Below are 15,398 nucleotides of genomic sequence, written 5' to 3' on the forward strand. Positions count from 1 at the left end.
TTTCAACGGCATCGCACTGTTATGAATCGCCTTATCCTCGCTCCCGTGCTTCTTCTTTCCATCCTGGGCGCGTCGCCGTTCGCCGCGCCGGCAACCGCCGCACCCACGTCTCCGGCCGCCCCATTGCCGGAAGTCGCTGCCGTGCCGTATCCGGGCGGGCCCGCCGTTCCGAAGGCGGATGCGCCGAAGCTCGTCGAGCCGCAGCTGCGCGTCGCCCGCTCCGGTATCAAGGGCCGTGCCCGCGTCGCGCTCACCTTCGACGCCTGCATGGGCAAGGCGGACGAGCGCATTCTCTCGGTGCTGGTCTCGCAACGCATTCCGGCGACGATCTTCGTCACCGCCCGCTGGCTGAAGCGCAATCCTCAGGCGTTGCAGGTCATGCTCGCCAATCCCGATCTGTTCGAACTGGAAAATCACGGCCAGAACCATATTCCGGCCGTCGACAAGCCGGTGTCGATCTACGGCATCGCCTCGGCGGGCTCTCCCGAGGCCGTGCGCCTCGAGGTCCAGGGCGGCGTCGACGCCATGCTCGCCTCCGGCATTCCGGCGCCGCGCTGGTTTCGCGGCTCGACAGCCAAGTACGACCGTTCCGCGATCGCCGAGATCCGCGCCATGGGCTACCGCATCGCCGGCTATTCGGTAAACGGCGACGGCGGCTCGCTGCTGCCCGCCGCCGCCGCCGAGAAGCGCATCGCCGCAGCCAGGGACGGCGACGTCGTCATCTCCCACATCAACCAGCCCACCCGCTCCGCCGGCGAGGGCGTCGCCAGGGCCATCCTCGACCTGAAGGCCAGGGGCACGCAGTTCGTGCGGCTGCAGGATGTCGAGGATAGCGGGGATGACGATACGACGGAGTAGGGGGGCTCTCTACTGGCGTTCGCTTTGGCGCGGGAGCACGGATCGCTAGATAAGAACCTGTGTTACCCCTCTGTTCTCCCGGACATCTCCCCCGCCAGGGCGGAGATCGACTCGTGGCTTGCTCTCAGCCAGCCAATGAAAGTGGAGCGAGCGGTCGCCCCCACCCAATCTCCCCCCCTTGTGGGGGAGATGCCCGGCAGGACGGAGGGGGGTATCCCACGGCACAATCTGGCGAGCGGATATCAAACGCCTGGATCAGCGAGCCAGCACCCCACGGCTACACCCAACCACCCAACCCACCTACCGCACCACCATCTCCACATCCACCGCATCCCGACGCCCGCCGATACCCGGCCCATCGCGATCCATCGCGAAATCGTCGAACCACTCGCGATAGGTCCCCGACATCATCGCGCCGATCACCTGCGTCGCGAGATAGGAAAACGTGATCCCGTTGCCGCCGTAGCCATAGGCGCCGTAGACATGCGGCAGCGATGGCACCGGGCCGATCAGCGGCAGGCCGTCCGCGGTCTCGCCGAAGGTGCCGCACCAGGCGGTGGCGACGCGGGTGTCGGCGCGCGGCCAGATCAGCTTCATCTTTTCGCGGATGGTCATGATCTTTTCCGGCGCCTTGGCGTCGCGCCTGGCCGGATCGACCGTGTCGTCGTCCTCGCCGCCAACGACGATGCGGCCGTCATCGGTCGTGCGCATGTAGAGATAGGGGTGGCTGTCCTCCCAGATCAGCGCCTGGTCGCGCCACAGCGTTCCCGGCTCCTGCGGCACGGTCGCCATCGCCCAGCTGGAGGTGGTGCGGTGCAGTTTCGGCATCGCGATGTCGGGCAGGCTGTAGCCGGTCGCCAGCACCGCCGTCTTCGCCTCGATCACGAAGCCGCCGTCCGTCTCCGCCGTCACGCGGCCGCCCTCGCTGTGCACTCTCGTCACGGAGGCGTCGATGAGCCGCGCGCCGTCCCTGCTCGCCAGCCGCAGCAGCGCCCATGTCAGAAGCAGCGGATCGGCCTCCGCCGAGCCGCGCGACAGGATGCCGGCGTCGCGGTCGATCTCGAATTCGGTGAAGAGATCGCAATGTTCGAGATAACGGCTCGGCAGTCCGACGCGCTGCCTGAGTTCCGCCTCGGCGGCGAGATCGCGCGCGCCCTCGTGATTGCGGGTGAGATAGAGCGAGCGGCGCGGCCTGAAGGCGCAGTCGATGCGATGCGCGGCGATCAGCTTGGCGAGGCCGGACACGGCGGCGGCACTACGGCGGTAGATGCCGGCGGCGCGCTCGAAGCCGTGGAACTGCTCGAGTTCCGTCAGCGTCCTGTCGATCTCCCATTGCAGCATCGCGGTGCTGGCGGCCGTGCTTCCGAGCCCCGGGTGCTCGCGGTCGACGATGACGACCGACAGGCCGCGCTCGGCCAGATGCTGGCCCATCAGCGCGCCGGTGACGCCGCCGCCGATGACGAGCGCGTCGACCTGCAAATGATCGGTCAGCGGCGCGAACATGGGTCGCCCCGCGCCATTGCCCCAGGGCGAAAGGCCGCTGGTCAATCGATCCTGGCTCAGGCTTTTCAGCTCGATCTCGGACATGGCGGCCTCACTTCGGCAGTTGCGGCAGCTGCTTTTCTTCGATGAACAGCTCGTCGATGATGGTCATGGCGATCAGCGACAGCGGCAGCGCCAGCATGGCGCCGACGGCGCCCCACATCCAGGTCCAGAACAGGATGGCGAGGAACACCACGAAGGCGTTGATCTCCAGCCGCCGTCCCATCACCGCCGGGAAGATCAGGTTTTCCATGACGAGGTGGACGGTGAAGAAGGCCGCCGCCGGGATGAGCCCGATCAGAAGCCCGTCATGCGTGAGAATGCCCGCCACCGCGATCGCGAAGGTCATCAAGGCGATGCCGAGATAGGGGATGAAGCTCGAGAGAAACGCGAAGAACCCCCACAGAACCGGCGCCGACAGCCCGCCGGCATAGGCGATGATGGTCATGACGACGCCGAGGCAGGCATAGATCACCGAGGCGGTGGCGAAGTAGAAGCCAAGCACCTGCTCGACGCCGCTGATGACGCGGATGGCGGTGAGCCGCTGCGAGCGCTCGCGAAACACCATGATGATCGACTTGCGCAGGCTGACGCGGCCGACGAGGAAGAGCAGCAATGCCGCGAAGAAGATCAGCGCCTGTATCAGGGCGGGGGTGAGGTTGGCGGTGACGAGGCGCAGGATGTTGCCGGTATTCTCAAGCAGCTTGTCGGCCGACATCGGGCCGCTCTGGAAGGTTTCCGGCGTGATATGCAGCCACTTGATGCGCTCGAGATAGGGCATCAGCCGGGCAATCGTCCTCTCGGCGAAGGCCGGCCCCTCGTTGGCGAGCGTCATCAGCGGTCCGGCCAGCGAATTGGCGACCAGGAAGATGACGAGCGTCACGGATGACGACAGGATCACGGCGTTGGTGATGCGGGGAACGCCGAGCTTCGTCAGCTTCTCCGCCAGCATGCCGAGGATCATGCCGATCACGACGGCAAGCGTCAGCGGGATAAGGATGAGCGACATCATGTAGACGGCCGAAAGACCGAGGATGACGAAGATGCCGATGATCGCCCAGGCCATGGTGATGTCCAGGCCATCCTTCTCCACGCGCCGCACCGGCGCTTGCGCCGCGGCTTCTTCCGCCGCCGTCATGTTTTGCGCCCACGAGCTGACGCGACGCTCTCCGATGGCGATCTTGCTCGCCTGTTTGCGAATGCCGTTGGCAATGCCCATGAATGGTCGTTCCCCCGGAAGCCCTTTTGCTTCGCAGCTAGAACGCGGCGAAACTCGTTCCGGTTCCTTCCGTTTCAAAGTGGGAATGCCGAATTCTCGCCGCATCTCCGGCGCATTGTTCAGCACGCAACGGCGGGGAGGCAGGGCCGCTGCGTTTCGTGCCCGATCGGAGCACCGTCGCGGCCCTGCCAGATCCCGTTGGATGACGTTTTCCGATGGTCGCCAGAAAGCAGAACGCCCACCGCAAGGTGGGCGCCGGAAGGGACGTTGGCGGAGAGAAAATCACGCCGACAGCGTCAGCCCGATACCCCAGGGATCGCGCAGGAACACGCCGCCATCGCGCTTCTCGCTCATGATCTCGAGCTCGTCGAGCTTGGCGACGGCATTGTCGAGCGCTTGCCGGTCGTTGAAGCGCAGCGCGTAATCCGAAAGCCCGGTCATCGCCTCGGTGCGCGCACCCGCGCCGCGGCTGTTCCATATGTTGGCGGCGACGTGGTGGTGATAGCCACCGGTGGCGAAGAAGCTGGCGCCCGGATAGCGCGCCATGATCGTCAGGCCGAGAACGTCGCGATAGAATTGATCGGCCTCGGGAATGTTGCCGACCTGCAGGTGGATGTGGCCGATCGCCGTGCCCTCGGCCATGCCGGTCCAGCTATCCTGTGGCGCGCTCTCGTAGAGCGCCTGCAGGTCGAGCCGGTGGGTCGCCATCTCCACCTGGCCGTCCTGGTGGAATTTCCATTGCATCGGCGAGCGGTCCGAATAGATCTCGATGCCGTTGCCCTCTGGGTCGGAGAGATAGATCGCCTCGCTGACCAGATGGTCGGACGCGCCGTCGAGAGCGACATTGTTGTGCGCGGCATGGCGCAGCCAGCGCGCCAGCTCGGTGCGTGACGGCATCAGGAAGGCGGTGTGGAACAGGCCGGCGGCATTGCGCGGCGCGGTGCGCACATCCTTGCCCGTCGTAAGCGTCAAAAGCGGCGTTTCGCCGACGCCGAGCACTTCGCCGCTCGCCGTCTTCTCGATGACATCAAGCCCGAGCATCGACTGGTAGAAGGCCGAAACGGTCGCCAGGTCGGTCACGACGAGATGCGAGTGATCGACATAGGCAGGGCGCGTCAGCGCGTAGGAAGTCTGTTCGGTGGTCATCTGTGGGTCTCCTGCCCGGGTAATGGAGGGCGTACCGGCGCCGGCGGCGTATTGCTGCCTCGGGCGGCGAATTGCTGCCCATGGCAATGCCAGGGAATGTCCGCCGGTTCATGCGCGTGATCTGTCCTCTGGCCACTGTACCTGTGGTCTATATGGCGCATCGCGATTGTTCACAGAAGCCCCGTTTTTGACGATGAAGCGTTCAATATCCATTGACGACCTCCGCGCGCGGACTTGATCGCGATCAAGGCCCGGGCTTGATCCCGATCGAGGCGCCGACTTGATCCCGATCAAAGCGTGAGCTTGATCCTGATCAAAGCGCCATATGTTTTTCGGGAGGATATTGTCACCGTTGTATGCAGTCATAGAGGAGTTGCATCATGTACAGGAAGATCGTCGTCGCCGTCGAAATCGGCGCGCTCGCCAACGGGGAAGCGACCTTCCGCAAGGCCGCCTCGCTGCTCGATAGCAATGGCGAGATTATCCTGCTCAATGTCGTCGAGGACGTGCCGACCTATCTCGGCGTCGATATTCCCGTCGATCTTGTCGAAAACGCCGCCAGGGACGCCGAGGACAAGCTGCAGAGGCTGATCGTCGCCACCGGCATTCCCGCCCGTATCGAGATCAGCCATGGCCGGCCGGCCAGCGGCATCATCGCTTCGGCCGAGGCCAACAAGGCGGACCTCATCATCCTGTCCTCGCACATGCCCGATTTCAGCAACTACTTCATCGGCGCCACCGCTGACCGCGTCGTGCGCCACGCCAAATGCTCGGTGCTGGTCGATCGCCGCAAGGGGTAACGCCGCTTTGCAAAAGGGAGGGGAGGATAGGGGAGGTCGCCGCGACCTCCCGTATCGACCCGGCTTCACGAAGATTTATCCGCCCCACACAGCGCTTGTGTTGCGCGCAACGCGTTTCGATGCCACGATCCCGGTCTAACAAGGGGCGTTTTCCTGATGGGCGAGTTCAACGGCATCCGCTGGGCTTATGACAAATACGAGCTGATCGCCGATGGCATCGTCCACGGGGTAGGGCTTGCGCTCGCGCTGGTGGGCGCCACCGTGCTGATCTTCTACGCCACCGTCTGGTCCTCGCAAGGCGAGCTCGCCGCCGCGTGGATATACAGCATAGGCCTCGTGCTGACCCTCGGCATTTCGTTTTCCTACAATGCCTGGCCGGTCTCGCGCACCAAGTGGTTCCTGCGCCGCCTCGACCATTCCTCGATCTTCATCCTGATCGCCGCCACCTATACGCCCTTTCTCGAGCGCGGTGCCGACAATCCGCTGCTTATGGGCATGCTTGTCGGCATCTGGGCCGTGGCCTTCATGGGCGTGTTCTTGAAATGCGTCTTTCCCGGCCGCTACGACCGGCTGGCGATCCTGCTTTATCTCGCCATGGGCTGGAGCGGCGTCATGGTCGCCGGGCCGGTGGCCGAGCGCATCCCCTATGCCTCGATGCTCCTGATCGTCATCGGCGGCATCATCTATTCGCTCGGGGTAATCTTCCACGTCTGGGAAAAGCTGCGCTTCCAGAACGCCATCTGGCACGGCTTCGTCGTCGTCGCCGCCGCCGTCCACTATACCGCGGTGCTCACCTCTCTCAGCATGAGCCCGGTCTAAGATCGAAAGGTTTCTACCCGGTCTTCGTCAGCACCACCACATAGCGGCAGGTCTCGTCGCTGTCATTGCGGAATTCGCAATCCACCGCCGGCCCGAGCAACAGGCAGTCGCCGCTTTCAAGCGCGTGAACCGTCTCGCCCTCGACGAAAGTCAGCGCCCCCCTGACAACCCAGATGCATTGCCGAAGAAACACGAAGGAGGCGGCCGGGTAGGCGACGCGCGCACCCGATGGCAGCTCGACCGCGACGATATCGAAAGGGCTGCCATCGGGCGAAACGTGGCGCCGCGTATAGCCGGTCTCGGGATCGGTCCACAGCGGCTGGTCGTCATGCCGGCTCAGCCGCTGGCTGCCCGCCTCGGCGCGCGCGATCAGCGATGACACCGTCAGCCCGAAGGCGCCGCAGAGCTTGCCCAAAAGCGAGGCCGTCGGGCTGCTTTCGCCGCGCTCGACCTTGTGGATCATCGCCCGCGACACGCCCGAGTGGTCTGAAAGGTCGCTCAGCGACCATCCCCGCAATTCCCGCTCGGCGCGGACGCGATCACCTAGACAGCGGTCGAAATTGTCTGATATAGTGGACATAGTGAATTTATAGTGGATGAATAATCATGACGCAAGTCACCCTCATACGCGACGCCACCGAGGTCGATCTCCCCGCGATCCGCGATATCTACAACCACGCGGTGGAGCATACGACGGCGATCTGGAACGAGATGGTGGTCGATCTCGACAACCGCCGCGAATGGTTCGCGATGCGCCGCGCCCGCGGCTTCCCGGTTCTGGTCGCCGAGCGGGAAGGGAAGATCGCGGGCTACGCCTCCTATGGCGACTGGCGCGCCTTCGAGGGCTTCCGCCACACGGTCGAGCATTCGGTCTACGTCGAAAAGGACCACCAGGGCGCCGGCATCGGCAAGCAATTGATGACGGCGCTGATCAGGCGCGCCGGCCAAAACGGCATCCACGTCATGATCGCCGGCATCGAGGCCGGCAACCAGGCCTCCATCGCCCTCCACCAAAAACTCGGCTTCCGCAACGGCGGCACCTTCCACGAAGTCGGCATCAAGTTCGGCCGCTGGCTGGACCTGACCTTCATGGAACTGCGGGTCCCCGGCTGAGCCACACCACAAACGCAAAACGCCCGCCACGGTCTCCCGCGGCGGGCGTCATCAATCCGAATCGCCGCTCACTTCTCCGGCGTGAACACCATCGAATGGCCGTTGATGCAGTAGCGCAGGCCTGTCGGCGGCGGGCCGTCGGGGAAGACGTGGCCGAGATGGGCGTCGCAATTGCCGCAGCGGATTTCGGTGCGCACCATGCCATGGCTGCTGTCGCGATATTCCGTCACCGCCTCTGGCGAGACCGGCTCGAAATAGCTCGGCCAGCCGCAGCCGGCGTCGAACTTGGTGTCGGAGCGAAACAGCGGCGCGTCGCAGCAAACGCAGCTGTAGAGCCCCGTTTCGAACGAGTCCCAGTAGGGACCGGTAAAGGCACGCTCGGTGCCCTGCTGGCGGGTGATGCGGTACTGCTCGGGGGTCAGCTGTTCCTTCCACTCGGCATCCGTCTTGTGAACCTTGGCGATCGTCGTATCGGCCATGGAATGCTCCTTTCGCGCCCTTGTGGTCACGCCCTTCTTGTCACGTCCCTGGTTTGGGGAGTGTTTTTGATCTCCTCGGGAATGTGGTGCTGTTCGGCCGAACGATCAAGGGCGGGGCAGGGGCTGTGCACAGCTGGAAGGCCCGGTCGACCGCGCCGGACGCCGCCGCGACCGGCCTTTCGAACAGCCAAAATGCAACCGGAATTCCTACCCCGACGCCAAAATCACATGCGCCTGGATCTTGGCGGCGATCTCGCCGTTCCCGTGCCTGCTTGTCAGCGCCGCCTCCGCCGCCTTGGTCGCTGCCTCGAGCTTGTTGGGGTCCCGCGCCTCGATTTCGCCGCGCAAGGGCGTTCCCTGGCAATAGGCGACGGCCACCTCGCGGGCCGATGGCGCGCGGCTGATCTCGGCGCGCGTGTCGATGTCGATCTCCTTGAAGCCGGCGCGCGCGAGGTCGTCGCGGATCTGGTCGCGGTCGTGATAGCCGTGCGGCGTGCGTTCGGCGAAACGCGGCGGGTCGTCGGGAAACACGCTGGCCAGCGCCTTTGTCACGTCGTCGGCGAACACGTTTTCCTCGATCCGGTCCCAGACGCTGAACAGAAGCCTGCCGTTCGGCCTGAGCACCCGCCGTGCCTCGCGATAGGCCGCCGGTCGATCCGGAAAGAACATCGCCCCGAACTGGCAGCAGGCGAGATCGAAGGTGGCATCCTGGAAGGGCAGCGCCATGGCGTCCGCCTGCCGCCAGACGACGCGGTCCTCCGCCGGCTGCCGCGAGCGGGCGTAGTCGAGCATGGCCTGGTTGAGATCGGTCGCGATATGGGTCGCGCCGGGCGGGAGCAACGGCGCCAGCGCCCGGGTGACGGCGCCGGTGCCGGCGGCGATCTCGAGCACCGCCCTGGGCTTGAAGGCGGCGGCTCGCCGCGCGAGGTCGGCGGCATAGGACGCGAAAATCAGCGGTACCATGTGGCGGTCGTAATTTTCCGGCACGGAGCCGGCGAAGATCCTGTCCGCTTCCAGCATCGCCTCATCCTCCCTTGATGGTGATCGGCATTTGCTATTGCGAGCAGATTATCACGAAACGCCGTTTCCTGCTTGTCGCAAGCGCGGTTGTCGTGACCGTCATCGCATCGCCCGTTCGGATGAGCGCCGGCTCATCATAAGAGACAGCTAATGTCGCCACGCATCCCGGTTATAGTGGATGCGAAGCAAGCATCGGGGGATGCTGAAATGACTGAATCCATTGTTGTCAGCGCCTATTGCGCGATCTCGACCGTGTTCATGCTGATGACCGCGCTCGAAGGCTGGGCCATCAGGGGCGGCTGGACGCTGGCGCGCGGCGCCGGCCTTGCCGCCTGTTCGCTCTGGCCGCTGATGCTGACCGCGTTTTTCCTGCACGCGGTGCTGGCGCCGAGGCTGATGCCGCGTCTCGGCCGCACCCGCTGATCAATCCTCCTTGCGCCGCCATCCGTCCCCGCGCGCGATGCGTCCAAACCCTCATTTGGTCGAACAAAGCTTGAGATGGCGGCGCTCTTCTTCTAAACCTGAGGCATCCGATTTGTTTCGGATTCGCGGATTTCGAGGGGTAGGGGAGGCTGGATGGCCGATGGCACGGCATTGACGGTTGCGGCACTGTGCCTGCCATTTCTCGGCGCCGTCCTCGCCCCGTTTCTCGTCCGTGCATTCGGCCATAATGCCGCCTGGCTGCTGGCGCTTGTGCCGCTTCTGTCCTTTGCCCGCTTCGCAGGCCTGCTGCCCGAGATCGCGGCGGGCACGGTCGTGCGCGGCGGCTATGCCTGGGTGCCGAGCCTCGGTCTCGAATTCGCCTGGATGCTCGACGGCCTGTCCACCACCTTCGCCCTGCTGATCACGGGCATCGGCACGCTGGTCGTGCTCTATGCCGGCGGTTATCTGAAGGGGCACCCCGATCTCGGCCGCTTCTTCTCCTTCATCTTCCTGTTCATGGGCGCGATGCTCGGCCTCGTCGTCTCCGACGATTTCCTGATGCTCTTCGTCTTCTGGGAGCTGACGTCGATCACCTCCTTCCTGCTGATCGGCTTCGATCATCGCCGCGAGGCCTCGCGCCGCGCCGCCCTGCAGGCGCTCGTCATCACCGGTGGCGGCGGATTGCTGTTGCTGGCCGGCCTGTTGATGATCTGGAGCACGACAGGCGCCTCCGATCTGTCGGTGCTGCTGCAATCGGGCGATCTGCTGCGCGCCAACCCCTATTACATGCCGATCCTGCTCCTCGTTCTCGGCGGCGCCTTCACCAAGTCGGCGCAATATCCGTTCCATGCCTGGCTGCCCAATGCCATGGAAGCGCCGACGCCGGTTTCGGCCTATCTGCATTCGGCCACCATGGTCAAAGCCGGCGTCTATCTGCTGATGCGCCTCAACCCCGCCATGGGCGGCACGGCGCCCTGGATGGTCATCCTGCCGCTCTTCGGCGGCGTCACGCTTGTGATCGGCGCGCTGCTCGCCATCCGCCAGACCGACCTGAAGCTGAAGCTCGCCTACACCACGGTCTCCTCGCTCGGCCTGCTGGTGCTGCTCACCGGCCTCGGCGCCGATTACGCCATCGAGGCGGCGGTGCTCTATCTGGTCGCCCACGCGCTGTTCAAGGGGGCGCTGTTCATGGTCTCGGGGATCATCGATCACGAGACCGGCACCCGCGACGTCACCCGCCTCGCGGGGTTGAGAAAGGCGATGCCGCTCACCTTCGTGATCGCGCTCGCCGCCGCCCTCTCGATGGGCGGCCTGCCGCCATTCATGGGCTTCCTCGCCAAGGAGGAGATCTACGCCGCCCTTGCCCATGGGGATCCGCGCTCGATCCTCTTCGCGGTCGTGGTGATCGCGGCCAACGCGCTGATGTTCGCCATTGCCTTCGCCGTCGCTCTCAAGCCATTCCTCGGCGCCCCGGTCGAAACGCCCAGGCATCCGCATGAAGCCCCGCCGCTTCTCTGGCTCGGTCCCGCCGTGCTGGCCCTGCTCGGCCTTCTCGCCGCCCTGTTCTCGGCGACGACGCATGAGTTCATCTCCTCGCCCATGGCCTCGTCCGTCAGGGGAGTGGCCACCACCATCAAGATCTCGCTGGTGCCGGATATCGGGCTTCCGCTTCTCCTGTCGCTCTTCACCATCGCGCTTGGCATCGCCGTCTACTGGCGGCTCGAGCGCGCCCGCGCGCTGATGGCGGCGCTGTTGCAGAAATTGGGGCCGGGGCCGGATCAGGGCTTCGACAACGCCATATCGGGCCTCGTCTCATTCTCCGTGCGCATCACCCGCATCCTGCAGCCCGGCCGGCTGGAGATCTACGTCACCTGCACCTTCCTCGCGGTCGCCGCCATCCTCGTTCTGCCGCTCTGGCTGTTCGGCGAGGGGCCGTCGCTTCCCGCCTGGCCGGCGGGCGTGCAGATCCATGAATGGGGCGTCTTCCTGCTTGCCGTGATCGGGCTCGTCGCTGTCGTCATCGCCCGTGACCGGCTGACGGCGATCGTCTCGCTCGGCATTCAGGGCTTTGCCGTCGCCCTCATCTTCCTGCTCTTCGGCGCGCCCGATCTCGCCTTCACCCAGTTCATGGTCGAGACGCTCTCGGTGGTCATCCTGGCGCTGGTGATGACCAGGCTGCGCCTGTCGCGCACCGATCCGCGTCCTCTTCGCCAGATGCTGTTCGACGGCGCGGTGGCGCTTGCCTGCGGTGCCGGCCTGACGCTGCTGTTGATGAAGGCCACCGAAGCGCCGTTCAGCACCACGCTCAGCGATTTCTTCAACACCTATTCGAAAACCATCGCCCATGGCGCCAATGTCGTGAACGTCATCATCGTCGACTTCCGCGGCACCGACACGCTCGGCGAGATCGCCGTGGTCGCCATGACCGGGCTCGCCATCCTGGCGCTGATCCGTATCCGGGCGGGGGCGGAGCGCAAGCTTGCCGAAAACGATCCCGATGCGCCCGATGACCTCGGAGTGGAACGCCCATGAACACGTTGATATCACGCACCATCGCCCCTGTGCTCACCGCGCTGATGCTGCTCTTCTCCGTCTTCGTGCTGCTGCGCGGCCATAACGAACCCGGCGGCGGCTTCATCGGCGGCCTGATCGCGGCATCCGCGCTGGCGATCTTCGGCATCATCAGGGGCACCGGCGCCGTCCGCCGCGCCATCGTCTTCCACCCGCTGTCGATAGCGGGCGCCGGCCTATTGATGGCCTCGGTGGCCGGCCTAATCTCCATCGTCTTCGCCGTGCCCTTCATGACCGGCCTGTGGGTCTATCCCGAGATAGCGGGCGTCACGGTGCCGCTGTCGACAGTCCTGCTGTTCGACATCGGCGTCTATCTCGTCGTGGTCGGCGCGGTCACGTCGATCGCGCTGTCGCTGGAAGAGCGGGAGGTCGAATGATGGAGCCGCTCTTCGCCGTCCTGGTCGGCCTGTTCTTCACCGCCGCCGTCTATCTGATGCTGTCGAAATTCTCGATCCGCATCATGCTGGGCATCGCGGTTTTGGGCAACGCCGTCAACCTGCTGCTCTTCACATCAGGCCGCTTGACCCGCGAGGTGCCGCCGATCATCCCCGATGGCCTCGACGCGCTGCCTTCGGGGGCGGCCAATCCGCTGCCGCAGGCGCTGATCCTGACGGCGATCGTCATCTCGTTTTCGCTGCTGGCTTTCCTGCTGGTGCTGACCTACCGCGCCTATCAGGACATCGGCACCGACAACACCGACGAGATGCGGGTGGCCGAGCCCGATGATCCGCAAGCGCCGCCGATGGGGTATTGATGATGAGGGGTGTTGTGCGGATAAAAGGCCCTCTCTGCCCTGCCGGGCATCTCCCCCACAAGGGGGGAGAGGACTCGTGGATGGCTCATCGCACCACCTTTAGCATTCTTGCCCTTGGTTCGCGTCGCTGGGCGAGCGGCCGCACCCAGCGGTTCTCCCCCCTTGTGGGGGAGATGCCCGGCAGGGCAGAGAGGGTCTTCTTAGCGCCCACCGAGGCCACCCCCTAAATGGCCACCCCCACGCAAACCATCCCCGATTTCTCCGCGGCCCTCGTCACGTCCCCCGTGCCGATCGCCGACTGGCTCGTCATCGCCCCGGTGGCGCTCTGCATCACGCTCGGCGCCATCCTCCTGATGGCGCGCGGCTCCGTGCGCCTGCAGGCCTCACTCGCCATTCCCGGTCTCGCGCTGCTCGTCGCCCTCGACGCGGCGCTGCTCGCCAAGGTCATGACCGGCGGCCCGCTCACCATGGTGATGGGCCGCTGGCTGCCGCCGTTCGGCATCGCCTTCACCGTCGATACGCTCTCCGCCGTCATGGCGCTGGCGGCGGCGATTGCGGCATTGGCCGCCGGCATCCACGCGCTGTCGGATATCGATGATGGTGGTCGGCGCTATGGCTTCTTCCCGTTTCTCATGATGCTGATGGCCGGCGTCACCGGCGCGTTTCTCACGGGCGACGTCTTCAACCTCTATGTCTGGTTCGAGGTGCTGCTGATCTCGTCCTTCGGCCTGCTGATATTGGGCTCCGAGCGCGGGCAGATCGACGGCGCGATGAAATACGCCGTCCTCAATCTTTTGGGCACCACGCTGTTCCTGATCGCGGTCGGCATTCTCTATGCCATTTTCGGCACGCTCAACATGGCCGATATCGCCACCAAGGCCGGCGAGCGCAGCCAGACCGCGCCGCTGACGACGCTGGCGGCGCTCTTCCTGCTCGCCTTCGCCATGAAGGCGGCCGCCTTTCCGGTCAATTTCTGGCTGCCTGCCTCCTATCACACCCCGCGCATCGTCGTGTCCGCGCTGTTTGCCGGGCTGCTCACCAAGGTTGGCATATACGCGCTGATCCGTGTGCTGGTGATGCTGTTCCCGCTCGAGCGCGAGGAGCTCAGCCTGCTGATCGCCATCACAGGCGCGGCCACCGCCATCTTGGGCGCGCTCGGCGCGCTGGCGCAGGACGATATGAGAAAGCTGCTCGGCTATGTCGTCATATCCGGGATCGGCAACATGCTGATCGGCATCGCGGTGGGAACACCGGGCGCGCTGTCCGGCACGGTCTTCTATGCGTTGAACTCCATGCTGCTGATGACGGCACTCTATCTCGCGGCCGGCCAGATGGCCTTTCTCGGCGGCGGTTTTTCGCTGACGAGGCTGGGCGGCCTCTATCGCCGCAATGGCTTCTTCGCGGCGATCTCGCTCATCCTGTTCTTCGCCGCCTGCGGCCTGCCGCCATTCTCAGGCTTCTGGCCGAAGCTCGTCCTGGTCAAATCCTCGCTCGATGTCGGCGCCTGGTGGCTGGCCGCCGCCGTGCTGATCAGCGGTTTGCTCACCACCATCTGCTTCGGCCGCGTCTTCCTCTTCGCCTATTGGCGCCCCGCCACCGAAAGCGCCGAGACCCATGTCGCCGTTGGCTGGCGGGCGATGCTGCCGCTTCTGCTTCTGACGGTATTTATCGTCGGCTTCGGCCTGCTGCCGGAGCGGCTGCTGGCGCTGACGCAATCGGTCGCCGCCGAGCTCGCCGATCCCTATCCCTACATCCAGTCCGTCTTCCCCGGAGGCGTCGCGCCATGATCGCCCTGCTTCTCAATCTCCTGGCTGCGATCACCTGGGCGGCGCTGAGCGGCAGCGCCTCGGCCCACAATCTCGTCCTCGGTTTCGTGCTCGGCGCGCTGGCCCTTTTCCTCGTGCGCGAGCCTTTCGGCAGCAAGGCCTATCTATGGCGCGTGCTCGCGATCACCGCGCTGGCGCTCCTGTTTCTCAAGGATCTCGCACTGTCGGCCATCAAGGTGGCGACAACGGTGCTCAGCCCTAAGATGAACCTGAAACCGGGCATTTTCGCCTTTCCGCTCACCGTTGATCGCGATTTCGAAATCACGCTGCTCGCCAACATGATCACCCTGACGCCGGGAACGCTGTCGGTCGATGTCTCCGACGACAGGAAGACGCTCTACGTGCATGCGCTCGATTGTGCCGATCCGGAGGCGATAAGCCGCGATATCGCCAATGGCTTCGAGCGCAAGATCATGGAGGCCTTCCGATGACGCCCGGCGCGATCGTCTCCACCGCCGCATCCGTGGCCCTCGTCATCCTTGCCGTCACCTTCCTCGTCGCCTCCTGGCGGGTGATCGTAGGGCCGACCCTGCCGGATCGCATCCTGGCGCTCGACACGCTGTCCGGCACGGCGATCGGCTTTCTCGCCGTCGTCGCGGTCAAGACCGGCTTCGCGCTTTACATCGACATCGCCATTTCGCTCGGCCTCGTCGGTTTCCTCGCCACCGTCGCCTTCGCCCGCTTCGTTCTCTCGCGCGGGCCGCTGTCGGGTGCGCGGGCCGCCGTGGCGACGCAAACCGATGAAACCGGCCGGCCGGCCTCGAAAAAGCCCGATGCGAAGTCGAAGAGCGATGCCAAGCCGAAACACGGCGTCAAGCTGAAGGCCGA

16 protein-coding genes and 1 pseudogene are annotated in these 15,398 nt (G+C 65.1%); 11 read left to right on the top strand and 6 right to left on the bottom strand.

Translation table 11 applies throughout. From position 1 onward, the window contains the following. Window positions 1-21: 21 nt before the first annotated feature. Window positions 22-858, top strand: a complete 837-nt coding sequence (locus tag GGQ67_RS15935; RefSeq protein WP_183901119.1) for a polysaccharide deacetylase family protein — start codon at window positions 22-24, stop codon at window positions 856-858. Window positions 859-1,158: 300 nt separating this feature from the next. Here GGQ67_RS15935 and GGQ67_RS15940 read toward each other — a convergent pair whose 3' ends face one another. From GGQ67_RS15940 to GGQ67_RS15950, 3 genes are all read right to left on the bottom strand, one after another. Beyond that, window positions 1,159-2,445 carry an NAD(P)/FAD-dependent oxidoreductase gene (locus tag GGQ67_RS15940; protein WP_183901120.1) on the bottom strand — a complete coding sequence of 429 codons (1,287 nt, stop codon included), beginning with the start codon at window positions 2,443-2,445 and terminating at the stop codon, window positions 1,159-1,161. 7 nt (window positions 2,446-2,452) lie between these two features. Next, entirely contained in the window at window positions 2,453-3,619 is a 1,167-nt protein-coding gene (locus GGQ67_RS15945; RefSeq protein ID WP_183901121.1) for an AI-2E family transporter, read from the bottom strand. A gap of 282 nt (window positions 3,620-3,901) precedes the next feature. Beyond that, on the bottom strand, window positions 3,902-4,765 hold the full coding sequence (locus GGQ67_RS15950) for a VOC family protein (RefSeq protein ID WP_183901122.1): 864 nt from the start codon (window positions 4,763-4,765) through the stop codon (window positions 3,902-3,904). Window positions 4,766-5,145: 380 nt separating this feature from the next. On the opposite strand from GGQ67_RS15950, the gene GGQ67_RS15955 reads away from it, so the two are divergent. Together GGQ67_RS15955 and trhA are read left to right on the top strand one after the other, a co-directional pair. After that, window positions 5,146-5,565, top strand: coding sequence for a universal stress protein (locus tag GGQ67_RS15955; RefSeq protein WP_183901123.1), 420 nt, complete (start codon window positions 5,146-5,148; stop codon window positions 5,563-5,565). Window positions 5,566-5,721: 156 nt separating this feature from the next. Continuing rightward, window positions 5,722-6,384, top strand: a complete 663-nt coding sequence (gene trhA, locus GGQ67_RS15960) for a PAQR family membrane homeostasis protein TrhA (protein ID WP_183901124.1) — start codon at window positions 5,722-5,724, stop codon at window positions 6,382-6,384. Window positions 6,385-6,397: 13 nt separating this feature from the next. On the opposite strand, the gene GGQ67_RS15965 is transcribed toward trhA, so the two are convergent. Further along, a complete protein-coding gene (locus GGQ67_RS15965) occupies window positions 6,398-6,964 on the bottom strand; it encodes a helix-turn-helix domain-containing protein (protein WP_183901125.1) in 567 nt (188 codons plus the stop codon). 26 nt (window positions 6,965-6,990) lie between these two features. On the opposite strand from GGQ67_RS15965, the gene GGQ67_RS15970 reads away from it, so the two are divergent. Beyond that, window positions 6,991-7,497 (top strand): GNAT family N-acetyltransferase, encoded by a 507-nt coding sequence (locus GGQ67_RS15970; RefSeq protein WP_183901126.1) that lies wholly within the window; start codon window positions 6,991-6,993, stop codon window positions 7,495-7,497. 68 nt (window positions 7,498-7,565) lie between these two features. Here the strand turns inward: GGQ67_RS15970 and msrB are convergent, their stop codons facing one another. Beyond that, entirely contained in the window at window positions 7,566-7,976 is a 411-nt protein-coding gene (gene msrB / locus GGQ67_RS15975; protein WP_183901127.1) for a peptide-methionine (R)-S-oxide reductase MsrB, read from the bottom strand. 207 nt (window positions 7,977-8,183) lie between these two features. Then, window positions 8,184-8,996 (bottom strand): class I SAM-dependent methyltransferase, encoded by an 813-nt coding sequence (locus GGQ67_RS15980; protein WP_183901128.1) that lies wholly within the window; start codon window positions 8,994-8,996, stop codon window positions 8,184-8,186. A 207-nt stretch (window positions 8,997-9,203) separates the two neighbouring features. Between GGQ67_RS15980 and GGQ67_RS15985 the strand changes: the two genes are divergently transcribed. The 7 genes and pseudogenes from GGQ67_RS15985 to GGQ67_RS16015 form a co-directional block, all read left to right on the top strand. Then, window positions 9,204-9,419, top strand: coding sequence for a hypothetical protein (locus GGQ67_RS15985; protein WP_183901129.1), 216 nt, complete (start codon window positions 9,204-9,206; stop codon window positions 9,417-9,419). Between the two features lie 153 nt (window positions 9,420-9,572). Then, window positions 9,573-11,951: a putative monovalent cation/H+ antiporter subunit A gene (locus tag GGQ67_RS15990; RefSeq protein ID WP_183901130.1), complete on the top strand. Its 2,379-nt coding sequence runs from the start codon at window positions 9,573-9,575 to the stop codon at window positions 11,949-11,951. Continuing rightward, window positions 11,948-12,367 carry a Na(+)/H(+) antiporter subunit B gene (locus GGQ67_RS15995; protein ID WP_183901131.1) on the top strand — a complete coding sequence of 140 codons (420 nt, stop codon included), beginning with the start codon at window positions 11,948-11,950 and terminating at the stop codon, window positions 12,365-12,367. Before GGQ67_RS15990 ends, GGQ67_RS15995 begins: the two co-directional genes overlap by 4 nt. Further along, complete coding sequence (locus GGQ67_RS16000; RefSeq protein WP_183901157.1) at window positions 12,367-12,744, top strand: Na+/H+ antiporter subunit C; 378 nt, start codon at window positions 12,367-12,369, stop codon at window positions 12,742-12,744. The genes GGQ67_RS15995 and GGQ67_RS16000 overlap by 1 nt, the downstream gene beginning before the upstream one ends. Before the next feature lie 227 nt (window positions 12,745-12,971). Continuing rightward, window positions 12,972-14,531, top strand: coding sequence for a Na+/H+ antiporter subunit D (locus GGQ67_RS16005; RefSeq protein ID WP_183901132.1), 1,560 nt, complete (start codon window positions 12,972-12,974; stop codon window positions 14,529-14,531). Further along, entirely contained in the window at window positions 14,528-15,001 is a 474-nt protein-coding gene (locus tag GGQ67_RS16010; RefSeq protein ID WP_183901133.1) for a Na+/H+ antiporter subunit E, read from the top strand. Before GGQ67_RS16005 ends, GGQ67_RS16010 begins: the two co-directional genes overlap by 4 nt. Beyond that, window positions 14,998-15,339, top strand: a pseudogene (locus GGQ67_RS16015) (cation:proton antiporter); the annotation flags it as partial. The gene GGQ67_RS16010 and the pseudogene GGQ67_RS16015, both read left to right, overlap by 4 nt. Between the last annotated feature and the right edge of the window lie 59 nt (window positions 15,340-15,398).

It is taken from the genome of Rhizobium metallidurans (genome assembly GCF_014196505.1).
Taxonomy (GTDB): domain Bacteria; phylum Pseudomonadota; class Alphaproteobacteria; order Rhizobiales; family Rhizobiaceae; genus Rhizobium; species Rhizobium metallidurans.